Origin of the sequence: Mycobacterium saskatchewanense (genome assembly GCF_010729105.1) — a bacterium.
In the GTDB taxonomy this organism is placed as follows: Bacteria; Actinomycetota; Actinomycetes; order Mycobacteriales; family Mycobacteriaceae; genus Mycobacterium; species Mycobacterium saskatchewanense.
In genome coordinates, this window is the sequence record NZ_AP022573.1 from 3,427,794 (window position 1) to 3,439,805 (window position 12,012).

8 protein-coding genes are annotated in these 12,012 nt (G+C 68.9%); 3 read left to right on the top strand and 5 right to left on the bottom strand.

Features of this window, described 5'->3' with window-relative positions; translation table 11 throughout:
- Window positions 1-374: 374 nt before the first annotated feature.
- The 5 genes from aftB to glf are packed head-to-tail and all read right to left on the bottom strand — an operon-like array spanning window position 375 to window position 6,870.
- Window positions 375-2,345, bottom strand: coding sequence for a terminal beta-(1->2)-arabinofuranosyltransferase (aftB, locus tag G6N56_RS16165; RefSeq protein ID WP_085258375.1), 1,971 nt, complete (start codon window positions 2,343-2,345; stop codon window positions 375-377).
- Window positions 2,332-3,240 carry a decaprenyl-phosphate phosphoribosyltransferase gene (locus G6N56_RS16170; RefSeq protein WP_085258419.1) on the bottom strand — a complete coding sequence of 303 codons (909 nt, stop codon included), beginning with the start codon at window positions 3,238-3,240 and terminating at the stop codon, window positions 2,332-2,334. The genes aftB and G6N56_RS16170 overlap by 14 nt, the downstream gene beginning before the upstream one ends.
- Window positions 3,241-3,255: 15 nt before the next feature.
- The gene (locus G6N56_RS16175; RefSeq protein WP_085258376.1) at window positions 3,256-3,789 is read right to left on the bottom strand and encodes a phosphatase PAP2 family protein; all 534 of its coding nucleotides are present in this window, start codon (window positions 3,787-3,789) and stop codon (window positions 3,256-3,258) included.
- Window positions 3,782-5,677, bottom strand: coding sequence for a glycosyltransferase (locus G6N56_RS16180; RefSeq protein WP_085258377.1), 1,896 nt, complete (start codon window positions 5,675-5,677; stop codon window positions 3,782-3,784). The genes G6N56_RS16175 and G6N56_RS16180 overlap by 8 nt, the downstream gene beginning before the upstream one ends.
- Entirely contained in the window at window positions 5,674-6,870 is a 1,197-nt protein-coding gene (glf, locus tag G6N56_RS16185; protein WP_085258378.1) for a UDP-galactopyranose mutase, read from the bottom strand. The genes G6N56_RS16180 and glf overlap by 4 nt, the downstream gene beginning before the upstream one ends.
- Before the next feature lie 267 nt (window positions 6,871-7,137).
- Between glf and G6N56_RS16190 the strand changes: the two genes are divergently transcribed.
- The 3 genes from G6N56_RS16190 (at window position 7,138) to G6N56_RS29140 (ending at window position 12,011) form a co-directional block, all read left to right on the top strand.
- Complete coding sequence (locus G6N56_RS16190; protein WP_180150348.1) at window positions 7,138-8,232, top strand: PirG; 1,095 nt, start codon at window positions 7,138-7,140, stop codon at window positions 8,230-8,232.
- A gap of 161 nt (window positions 8,233-8,393) precedes the next feature.
- On the top strand, window positions 8,394-10,040 hold the full coding sequence (locus tag G6N56_RS16195) for an LGFP repeat-containing protein (RefSeq protein ID WP_180150569.1): 1,647 nt from the start codon (window positions 8,394-8,396) through the stop codon (window positions 10,038-10,040).
- A 45-nt stretch (window positions 10,041-10,085) separates the two neighbouring features.
- Entirely contained in the window at window positions 10,086-12,011 is a 1,926-nt protein-coding gene (locus G6N56_RS29140) for a spermine/spermidine synthase domain-containing protein (RefSeq protein WP_085258381.1), read from the top strand.
- The last annotated feature ends 1 nt before the right edge of the window (window position 12,012 follow it).

The following is a 12,012-nucleotide window of genomic DNA, read 5'->3' on the forward strand; positions in this document are numbered from 1 at the left end:
CCTCATCCTTTCGGCGCATCCTTCATTCGAAGGTGCATGTCGAAATTGGTCGTACTGCATACGCTTTCCCATTGCCCGGCTCCTCCTCGGACCTGCAATGTCCGGATCGTCGCCGCGCTGAACGCAGCAGTGCTCGTGTAGTCAACCACACCATGCGCCCTTCGCTCTCATCGAGCCCGCCCCCGCACGGGCCGTTCGGCCCGCGTTACCCAGCGATTTCGTGATCAATCACAGGTCGAAGAAAAGGCGTTTCTGCATGTACTGAGGCGTTAATGGCCGCTGGTGAGCGCCCAATTGTGATGTTGCTGTGAAAGTTTGGGGCACAGCGAGCCGTGATTGTTTCGAGATCTGTCGAAAAATCTTCTGCTCAGCGTTCACTCGTGCGGGGGCGGCGGGATGGCGGCCGGGACCGGCAGCCCGCACCGGGCCAGCTCGTACAGCGGGACCCGGTCGATCCGGTATCCGGTGAACTCGAAGGCGTGCAGCAGGTTCGAGACGAACCGATGCGGTGTCATCGGGGCGCGCACGGACGCCAGAACGGCCTGTGTCTCCGGGCATTTGAGCGCCTCGACCGCCTGTGCGACCCAGTTCACATCCAGATAGCCGGGAATGCCCGGATACACCTTCACCCAAGGGCCGTCGGCGATCACCCAATCCGGAAAAAGGTTCTTGTCGTGCCCGATCCGGCCGTGCTTCAACCGCTCCGTGTGCTGGGCAAGCGGATTCGCCAGGCCGATCTGGTCGATCACCCGCACGTCGAGCCCGACGTTCATGCCGACCATGCCGAGGTTCGTGAAGAACACCGTGTGCTGCGGCTTTTGGGGCGCCGCGCCCGGCGCCGGCGGCAACATCGGCACCAGGTCCCACTGGGTGTAATTGCCCGACGGCAGAAGCAGGGCCCCGTCCGGCGTGTTGTCCAGCGCGGTCAGAATGGCGGCCATTCGCGGGTAATCCAGGTAGTCGGCCGCGGTCAGCGGGTGCGCGTGGCCGGTCGCCTGTGCGTAGAAGCGGCGCTCGTCGACGATGCCGGAGTAGCTGACGTGGGTGGCGTCGTCGCCCATTCCCGGCGAGTTCGCCGCCCACAGCGACCAGCCGGCGATGCCGACCCACAGCAGGCCGACCGCACCGGCGACCCAGTAACCCGTCTCGCGCGAATAGTCCTTGCCGTCGGGCATCTGCACCGGGATGACGGCCACCGGGGCCAGCAGGCAGAAAAGCGGCGCCAGCAACACCCGTCCGTGCATGAAGTCGCCGCCTTGGCGAATCCAGTAGAGCGCCTGCAATAACCCGCTGACGAGCATGAAGGCCACCACCGCCGGCGGGCTTTGCACCGCCCGGGCCGCCCGGCCGTAGTCGGGGGTCAGCAGCGGCCGCAGGAACGACGGCCGGCGCCGCGCCGCCGCCGCCAGCACACCGAGCGGGGCCAGCAGCACGAGCGGCACCCACACCGCATACGGCGCGTCGAAATTCGCGAGGTAGGTCATGCCCTGCGACCACTTGTCGCCGGCCGCGTCCTTGGCCAGCGCGGTGCCGGGCACCAGCAGTCCGTAGTAGCCCATCCGGAACAGCTGGTAGGCGACGGGCAGGAACCCGCCGGCCAGCACGATCAGCGCGCGGCGGCGCCAGGTGCGCCCCGCGATCAGCATCATGATCAGCGCCAGCCCACCCATCAGCGCCAACTCCGGCCGCACCAGGACGCTGAAACCAGCGACGAAGGCGAGCGCACCGGTGAACGTCCGGCTCTCCGGGCGGTTCCGTACCGGCTGCGACCAGCACACCATCATCCACCACAGCAGGCCCAGGTACGCCAGCGTCAGACCGCTTTCCAGCCCGGACGTGGCGAAGTCACGCGCCGGGGGCAGCGCGATGTACACCAGCGCCCCGGCGGGCAACATGATGGCGCGCCGGCCGCGCAGGCTCGGCGCGAACAGCCGGCCGGTACCGAACATCAGCAGCGCCACGCCCAGCACCGACAGCCCGAGGGCGAGTGCCAGCGCCACGTATTCCATGCGCATCGGTTCGCTGATCCAGCTGCCCACGTACATCAGGTAGGTCCACGCGGTGGAGGTATTGGCCTCGACCCGCTCGCCCTGGTTGAACACCGGGCCGTTGCCGGCCAGCAAGTTGCGAACGGTGCGCAACACGATCAGGCCGTCGTCGGCGATCCAGCGGCGCTGCCAGGCGCCCCAGGCGAACAGCGAGGCGACCGCCGCCACGCTGATCGACAGGCTGACCCGGACCGGGGTGGCGTACGGGAAGAGGGGCCGACCGACCCGCCTCACCACCGGACGCCGCCGCAGCCCACCCACGCGGAGGGCTTTCAGTTCGGGGCTAGCCGAAGGCAACGGCGGCTCCCACGGTTGCGATCCACGCCAGCGCAAGCAGCTGCAGGACCCGGTCCCGCAACGCGATGTCCTCGGGCTCCCCGGCCAGCCCGCCGTCGACGTCGACCGCGTAGCGCAGGATCGCGATAGTGAAAGGGATCATCGACACCGCGTACCAGGAGCCGGAATGGCGGTCGCGCTCGAAGGCCCACAGTCCGTAGCACAGGACCACCGCGGTGGCCGACATCGTCCAGACGAAGCGCAGGTAGGTGCTGGTGTAGCTCTCCAGCGCCTTGCGGATGGCCGCGCCGGTGCGCTCGGCGACCTGCAGCTCGGCGTAGCGTTTGCCGGCCACCATGAACAGCGACCCGAAGGCCACGAACAGCAGGAACCATTGCGACAGCGGGATGTTCGTGGCCGCGCCCCCGGCGATGGCCCGGATCAGATAGGCCGACGAGACGATGCAGATGTCCATCACCGCCTGGTGCTTGAGGCCGAAGCAGTAGCCCAGCTGCATGCCGATGTAGACGGCCATCACCAGCGCCAGATTCGGGGTCAGCCACCAGGCAATGGCGAGCGATGCCGCTCCCAACACCACCGCCAGGGTGTAGGCGAGCCACTCCGGCACCACACCCGCCGCAATCGGGCGGAACCGCTTGGTGGGGTGCTCGCGGTCGGCCTCCACGTCGCGGACATCGTTGACCAGGTAGATCGACGAGGCCGCCAGGCAGAACACGACGAACGCCACCGACACCTTGGTGAGCACGTCGGCGTAGTCGTACCTGACGGCCCCGCCCAGCGCGGCCAGTGGCGCGGCCAGCACGATCACGTTCTTGACCCACTGCCGCGGGCGAATCGCCTTGATCACCCCGGTGACCAGGTTTCCCGGGGATCGGGTCACCACATCTTCACTCATCATCAATGTCTTTACTCATCGAGTACCACCTTCGATCCGGTCGTCGAGCCGGACGGCGACCCCCGCCACGACGGCACCGAGCCCGATGCCGAAGGCCACGTCACTGGGGTAGTGCACCCCCAGCACGATCCGCGACAGCGCCATCGGCGGAACCAGGACCGCGGCCAGGGGCAGCCCGGTGGCCCGGCCCAGCAGGATGGCCGCGGCCGTGGTCGACGTGGCGTGCGCCGACGGGAAGCTCAGCCGGCTCGGGGTGCCGACGTTCACGGCGACGGCCGGGTGGTGCGGACGTTGCCGGCGTACCACCCGCTTGACCAGTACGGCGGCGGCGTGCGCGGCGAACGCGCCGGCCCCGGCCAGCAGCCACTCGCGGCGACGCGTCGGCGTCAGCAGCGCACCCAGGAACGACACCACCACCCAGCCGATGCTGTGCTCCCCGAAGTAGGAGAGGCCGCGGGCCGCGGCCAGCACACCGGGGCGGTCGGCGAGCGCCGACTGGACGGCCACCAACGCGGCGACTTCGCCGCTGGGAGGCGCCGATTCAGGCATGTCTCGGCTCGGCATGCGCCGGAAGCAGCGCGGTTTCCCACTTCTGCTTGCTGGACAGCACGGGCAGCGCGTCGCGGTATACCCTGCGCATCTCGTCGAACCGGCTCGCCAGCTGACGCTGCCGGCGCAGCGACTTGGTCAGCAGCGAAAACATCTTGCGCCGGTCGCGCTGGCGGTAGACCACGCCGCACCCGTCGGCCGTCGTGACGGTCACCCCGTCCACCGTGCAGAGCCGGAACCAGCGCGCGTCCTGAGTCGCGACGTTGTACTCCGGGCGTTGGTGCGCCTTCGGGTCGGCCTTCGTCGCGTTGTGCAGGATGCCGCGGACGAGCCGGTAGCCGATGGACACCGGATTCACCGGCGGCTTCATCGCCTTGGTCTTGTTCGGCGGCGGCGGCAGCTCGCTGGCCGCCGGCAGGACGACCGCGTCGGGGTACTCCTTGCGGATGCGGTGCACTTCCGGCAACGCCGATTCGAGGATCGAGAAGATGTGCTCGGGCCCGGCAAGGAAGTCATCGATGGCCTTGTTCTGGATCGCCACTGTCGAATACTCAAGGCAGGCAAGGTGTTTCAGTGTCGCCTTGAGGTGGCTGCGGACCAGTCCGGTGATGTCGCCGTCCCAGTGCAGCGCCGCCACCACCAGCCGGTTGCGCAGGTGGAAGTAGGCCTGCCAGTCGATCGCGTCGTCCTTGTCGCTCCAGGCCATGTGCCAGATCGCGGCGCCGGGCAGCGTGACGGTCGGGTAGCCCCGCTCGCCGGCGCGCAGGCCGTATTCCGCGTCGTCCCACTTGATGAACAACGGCAGCGGCTGGCCCAGCTCCTCGGCAACCTGCCGCGGGATCATGCACGTCCACCACCCGTTGAAGTCGACGTCGATGCGCCGGTGCAGCAGCTTGCTCCGAGGGTTCTTGTCGTTCAACGGGTATTCGGCGAAGTCGTGGTCGTACTCGGCGTGCGGCGCGGCGGTCCACATGAAGTTCGACTGGTTGACGACCTCGCCCATGATGTGCAGGTGCGACGGCTCCTGCAGGTTGAGCATCTGACCGCCCACCAGCATCGGGGTCTTGGCGAAGCGGTGCATCGCCAGCACCCGCAAGATCGAGTCGGGCTCGATGCGGATGTCGTCGTCCATGAACAGGATCTGTTGGCAGTCGGTGTTTTTCAGCGCCTCGTACATCACCCTGCTGTAGCCGCCGGAGCCGCCGAGGTTGGGTTGGTCGTGAATCGACAGCCGGTTGCCCAGGCGGGCGGCCGCCTCCGGGAAGTCGGGATGGTCGCGTACCTTGCGCACGCCCTGGTCGGGCACGATCACGGCGCCGACCACCGCGTCGACCAACGGGTCCGCGGTGAGCGCGGCCAGCGCGTTGGCGCAGTCGCCGGGCCGGTTGAACGTCGGGATGCCGACGGCGATGTTCGCGGGCACCGGAGCGGGTTCGGTCGCGTACCACCCCCCGCTGCGCAGCGTGACCGCGGTGTCGGTGGTGATGTCGAACCAGATCCAGCCGCCGTCCTCGAAAGGCTTTAGCGCGACCTCGATCTCGAGCACCTCCGGCTGATCATCGGTGGCCGCGAACTGGCGGCCCTCGATGGAAATCCGCGCCCCGGTGGCCTTGGTCCGGTAGAGGTCGATGCGCCCGGAGCCCGTCACCTCGACCCGCAGCACCACCGACTCGCAGATCGACCAGCGGCGCCAGTAGCTGGCCGGGAACGCGTTGAAGTACGTCGCGAACGACACCTCGGACTCTTTGCCGATCTCCAGCGATGTGCGGCTCGTCGCGTGCGCCCGCCGGGCGTTGGTGGTCGATTCCTCCAGGTACAGCTTGCGGACGTCCAGGGGTTCCCCCGGACGCGGCAGGATGATTCTGGAAAGCAGGCTCACTGCGGTCATCCCCCCGCACCTTCCTCCACTAAAGAATTGCCGTCGCGCAGGTGCGGCACGAGGACGTTGTCGTACATGTTGAGCGCGCTGGCAATCGCCATGTGCATGTCCAGATACTGGTAGGTGCCCAGCCGGCCGCCGAACAGCACCTTCGACGACGCGGTTTCGGACTTCGCCCGCGCCCGGTACGCGGCCAGCAGGGCACGGTCGGACTCTGTGTTGATCGGATAGTAGGGCTCGTCGTCGTCGCCGGCGAACCGGGAGAACTCCCGCATGATGACCGTCTTGTCGGTCGGGTATTCCCGCTCGGGGTGGAAGTGGCGGAACTCGTGGATGCGGGTGTAGGGCACGTCGAGGTCGTTGTAGTTCATCACCGGCGTCCCCTGGAAGTCGCCGATGGGCAGCACCTCCACCTCGAAATCCAGGGTTCGCCAGCCAAGGTGGCCTTCGGCGTAGTCGAAGTAGCGGTCCAGCGGACCGGTGTAGACGACCGGGGCGTCGGGGTTGTCGGCGCGCAACTGGTCGCGCACGTCGAACCAGTCGGTGTCCAGCCGCACCTCGATGCGGTCGTCGTCGGCCATGTTCTGCAGCCACGCGGTGTAACCGTGCAGCGGCAGGCCCTCGTAGGTGTCGCTGAAGTACCGGTTGTCGAACGTGTAGCGGACCGGGAGGCGAGTGATGTTGGCCGCGGGCAGTTCGGTTGGGTCGGTCTGCCATTGCTTGGCGGTGTACCCCTTGACGAACGCCTCGTAGAGCGGCCGGCCGATCAGCGAGATCGCCTTTTCCTCCAGGTTCTGCGCGTTCGCGGTGTCGATCTCGGCGGCCTGCTCCGCGATCAGCTGCCGGGCCTCTTGCGGGCTGAAGTACTTGCCGAAGAACTGCGACACCAGGCCCAGCCCCATCGGGAACTGGTAGGCCTGCCCGTTGTGCATCGCGAACACGCGGTGCTGGTAGTTGGTGAATTCGGTGAACTGGCGCACGTAGTCCCAGACCCGCTTGTTGGAGGTATGGAACAGGTGGGCGCCGTACTTGTGGACCTCAATCCCGGTTTGCGGCTCGGCCTCGGAATAGGCGTTCCCGCCGATGTGCGGGCGCCGTTCGACGACGAGCACGCGCTTGCCCAGCTGGGTAGCCACACGCTCGGCGATGGTCAGGCCGAAGAATCCGGAGCCGACGACGAGGAGGTCGAAACGAGCGGTCATCGGTTGCTTAGGGTATCCGACCGCGCGGGCCTAACCCATTTGGCGACGCTGGGGAGTCGGCTTCGGGTAACGCGGCGTCACCGCCGGCCTCAAGGACCTGCGGTCACAAGCAGAGTCGCAAATGCCTCACGATTCGATCTCGTCACTCTAGTCACAACATTCTCACTCGTACCATCGACTCTGTGTGGTTCATGCCGGGCAGGACAGGCAGGGACACGCCGACACAACACGAGTCCGAAATAGTTGTCCAGATTTGAGGAGACTTCCGTGCCGAACCGACGCCGACGCAAGCTTTCGACAGCCATGAGCGCGGTCGCCGCCCTGGCAGTGGCTAGTCCGTGCGCATACTTCCTTGTCTACGAGTCGACCGCGGGCCCCAAGCCGCCCGAGCACCACGAGTTCAAGCAGGCGGCCGTCATGTCCGACCTGCCCGGTGAGTTGATGGGCGCACTGTCGCAGGGACTCTCCCAGTTCGGGATCAACCTGCCGCCGGTGCCCGCCCTGGGTGGGGCCGGCGCCACGTCACCGGGTCTGACCAGCCCCGGCCTGGGCACCCCGGGCCTGGGCACGCCGGGCCTGGGGACCCCGGGCCTGGGCACGCCGGGCCTCACCAGCCCCGGCCTGACGAGCCCCGGCTTGACGAGCCCCGGTTTGACGAGCCCGGGTCTCACCTCACCGAGCGCCCTGCCCCCGACCACTCCCGGTGGGGGGGTGACCACGCCGGGCGCTGGGGTGACCACGCCGGCCGCCGGGCTCAACCCGGCGCTGGCCAACCCCGGACTGACCAGCCCCACGGGGCTTACGCCGAGCGCGGGCGCCGCGACCCTGGCGCCGAGCGAGGTGCCGATCGACTCGCAGACCGGCCTGGACCCGGGCGCCGGGGGGACGTACCCGATCATCGGGGACCCCTCGACCCTGGGTGGCGGTTCGCCGATCGGTAGCGGCGGCGGGGGCGGAAACGGCGGCGGCGGCGGGCTCATCAACGACGTGATGCAGGCCGCCAACCAGCTGGGCGCGGGCCAGGCGATCGACCTGCTCAAGGGCCTGGTGATGCCGGCGATCATGCAGGGCGTCCAGCACGGCGCGGCCGGTGCGCCGGGCGCCGCCGGTGCCCTGCCGGGCGTCGCGGGTGCCCTGCCGGGCGCCGCGGGTGCCCTCCCGGGTGCCGCCGGTGCCCTGCCCGGCGTCGCGGGTGCCCTCCCGGGCGCCGCGGGTGCCCTCCCGGGTGCCGCCGGTGCCCTCCCGGGCGCCGCAGCCGGTGCCCTGCCGGCCGCGGCGGGCGCCGCGGGTGCGCTCCCGGGTGCGGCCGGTGCGCTGCCGGCCGCAGCGGGGGCGGCGGCGCCCGTGCTGCCCCCCGTCTAGCTCGAAGAGCCTGTCACCTGACGGCACCGCAGAGTCGCGCGAGGACCTCGGGACCTCGCCACAATCCTCTGCGGTGCCGTCAAATCATGTCCGGGGACTTTTCTCGTCATCCACACACCGTGTCGTCCCACGAATAACACTAGAAACATAAGTAACATCAGCTGGTGTCCCGCAGTCGCGCGCCGACGATGTTGCTCACCGCCATCGCGGCCACCGTCGTAATCGTGTCGTGGATCGGCGAAGCGACCCACGACAGGCACGCCGCCGCCCCGCCGCGCGCACGCGACACCCAGCTCGCCGAACAGCCGCTGATCGGCCTCGGCCCCGGCGTCACAATTCGCGAGCTCACCCAGAACGAGCCCTTCTCCCTGGTCGCGCTCACCGGCGACCTGGCCGGCACCTCCACGCGGGTGCGCGCCAAGCGCCCCGACTCCTCGTGGGGGCCCTGGTACCAGACCGAATACGAAACCGCCGCCCCCGACCCGGCTGCCACCGGCGACGGCGCGGGACCCACCGAGGGGCCGCGCAGCACCGACCCGGTGTTCGTCGGCACCACCACGACCGTGCAGGTCGCGGTCACCCGCCCACTCGATGCCCCCGTAACCAGGCCGCCGGCGCCGCCGAGTGCCCACCCCGACGACCTCGGCTACCGACCGGCGTCCAGGGAGCAGCCGTTCGGGCAGAACATCTCCGCCATCCTCATCTCCCCGCCGCAGGCGCCGACCGAAACGCAGTGGACGCCCCCCGCGGGCGTCGTGATGCCCGGGCAGGCGCCCAGCATCATCAGCCGGGCGGAGTGGGGCGCCGACGAGTCGCTGCGTTGCGGATCACCCCAGTACGACAATGGGATTCGGGCCGCGGTCATTCACCACACCGCCGGCAGCAACGACTACTCACCGCTCGAATCGGCCGGCATCGTCAAGGCCATTTACACCTACCACAGCAAGACCTTGGGCTGGTGCGACATCGCCTACAACGCGCTGGTCGACAAGTACGGCCAGGTGTTCGAGGGCAGCGCCGGCGGCCTCACCAAGGCGGTGGAGGGTTTCCACACCGGCGGCTTCAACCGCAACACCTGGGGTGTGGCGATGATCGGCAACTTCGACGATGTACCGCCCACCCCGCTGCAGCTGAGGGCCGTGGGCCGGCTGCTCGGCTGGCGGCTGGGCCTGGACAACGTCGACCCGAAGGGCACCGTCCAGCTGGAGTCGGCGGGTAGTCACTACACCACCTTCGCGGCCGGCACGGTCGCGACGCTGCCGACCATCTTCACCCACCGAGACGTCGGCAATACCGACTGCCCGGGCAACGCCGCCTACGCGCTGATGGACGAGATACGTGACATCGCGTCGCATTTCAACGATCCCCCAGAGGAATTGATCAAGGCGTTGCAGGGCGGCGCGATTTACGATCACTGGCAGGAGATCGGCGGCATGAACAGCGTTCTCGGCGCGCCGACCTCGCCCGAGGCCGGTGCGGAAGGCGACGCGCGCTACGTCACGTTCGCCAAGGGGGCGATGTACTGGTCGCCGGTCACCGGACCGCAGCCCGTCACCGGCGCGATCTACGACGCCTGGGCCTCGCTGAGTTACGAACGCGGGCCCCTGGGGCTGCCGACCAGCGCGGAAATACAAGAGCCACTTCAGATCACACAGAACTTTCAGCACGGCACCCTGAACTACGAACGGCTGACCGGCAACGTCACGGAGGTGGTCGACGGCATCACCACGCCGCTGTCGACGCAACCGCCGAGCGGCCCGACCGTAGAGCCCGAGCACTTCTCGCTGCCGGCCCACCCCGGTGCCTAGGCGCGGGTTCGACACCGAAATCGGTCGGCCACTACTCTGCCTGCTGTGCCCGAGACGCCCTACCTGACCATCGATCTCGATCGGGTCCGCGAGAACTTCGGGGCGCTGCGGGATTTGTTTCCCGACGCCGAAATCCGCTATGCGGTCAAGGCGAATCCAGCTGAACCCGTCTTGCGCCTGCTCGCGGCGGAAGGCGCCGCGTTCGATGTCGCATCGGTCGGCGAGATCGACGCGTGCGCCGCCGCCGGCGTCGAGGCCCGGCTGCTCACCTTCGGCAACCCCGTTCAGAAGGCCTCGGCGGCGGCCCGGGCGCACTCACTCGGCGTGCGGCGGTTCGCGTTCGACACCGAACACACCGCGGTGACGATCGCCGAACACGCCCCCGGTTCAGGGGTGGAATGCCGCATCGCGCCCGCCTTCCCGCCGTCGGTGACGCCGTTCGGGGACAAATTCGGCTGCGCCCCCGAGGCGGCGGCCGGACTGTTGAACGGCGCCCGCCGGCACGGGCTGCGGCCGGACGGCGTGTGCTTCCATGTGGGTTCTCAGCAGCTCGACCCGTCGGCGTGGGAGCTCGGAATCCGCTCGGCGGCAAAAGTTTTCGACGCAGTCGGCGAGCTCACCACGATCAACGTGGGAGGCGGGTTTCCGATCGCCTACACCTCCGGCGCACCGGCGCTCGCGGCGATCGCCGACTCGATCACCTCCGCGCTCGCGCGCCATTTTCCCGCGGGTGCGCCGCGGCTGGTGCTCGAACCGGGTCGCGTGCTGGTGGGATCGGCGGGCACGATCCATTGCGAGGTGATCTCGGTGCGGGCCGGCACCGACGGCCGGCGCTGGGTGTACCTCGACATCGGCCGCTACGGCGGCTTGGCCGAGACGGAGAACGAATACATCCGGTACCGGCTGCGCACCCGCCGTGACGACGACGCACGGGACGATGCCGTCGTCGCGGGACCCACCTGTGACGGCGACGACGTGCTCTACCGGAACTATCCCTTGCCGGTGACGCTGCGGCCCGGCGATCGGGTCGAGATCGACGACTCCGGCGCGTACACCGCGAGCTACGCCGCCACCTCCTTCAACGGGTTCCCGCCGCTTGCAACACTTTTCGCGGTTTCGGCCACCATCGCAGCGCCGACCCGGTCAATCACCGAGCCGCTGGCGCCGGGTCTGACCCGGACGTGGGAGCTGACCGAGGTCGTCTGCGAGGCCCACACCGAATACCAGCACCTGGTCATCGGGCGGACCCGTCAGGGGATGGCGTTGTTCGCCGACGGCGAGCGGCAGAGCACCGAGCTCAGCCAGCTCGTCTATCACGAGGCGCTGCTGGTGCCGGCTCTCCTGCTGGCGGCGCGGATCGAGCGCGTCCTCGTGATCGGCTCGGGAGAAGGGGTGGTGAGCCAGCTGGCCGTGGCGGCCGGGGCGACGCACGTCGACCACGTCGACATCGACCGCGAGGCGGTCCGGCTGTGCGCACGCCACCTCCCGTACGGCTACACGCCCGAGGAATTGGCCGCGGCCGAGCGGGGACTCGGGCCCGTCACCGTGCACTACAGCGACGGATGGAGCTTCGTCGAGAACTCCGCCGCGGCATACGACATCGTGGTAATCGATCTTCCCGACGAGCGGCCCTGCGCCGCCCAGCACAACCGGCTCTACGACGCCGACTTCCTCGAGCGGTGCCGCACCATCGGGAGGGTCGTCACCGCCCAGGCCGGCTGCCCGACACTGTGGCGCCACGAGTCGCTGCACTGGGCGTGGCGACGGTTCCACGACGTCTTCGACCGCGTCGTCTACTTCGGCAGCGACGAGCACGAGTGGGCGTTCCTCTCGGGTCTGTCGGGGCAGGCCGACGACCCGCTCGCGGCGATGTCGGCGCGACTGCGAACGCTCCCCTATCGCCCGAGCACGATCGACGCCGAGTCGCTCGTGGCGTCGACCGTGCCCCCGAAGGGCCTGCGGTCTAGCTGAG

Bases quoted from the DNA above. Each gene is read 5' to 3' on its own strand.
- G6N56_RS16170 (WP_085258419.1), bottom strand. From the start codon at position 3,240: ATGAGTGAAGATGTGGTGACCCGATCCCCGGGAAACCTGGTCACCGGG.
- G6N56_RS16175 (WP_085258376.1), bottom strand. From the start codon at position 3,789: ATGCCTGAATCGGCGCCTCCCAGCGGCGAAGTCGCCGCGTTGGTGGCC.
- G6N56_RS16180 (WP_085258377.1), bottom strand. From the start codon at position 5,677: ATGACCGCAGTGAGCCTGCTTTCCAGAATCATCCTGCCGCGTCCGGGG.
- glf (WP_085258378.1), bottom strand. From the start codon at position 6,870: ATGACCGCTCGTTTCGACCTCCTCGTCGTCGGCTCCGGATTCTTCGGC.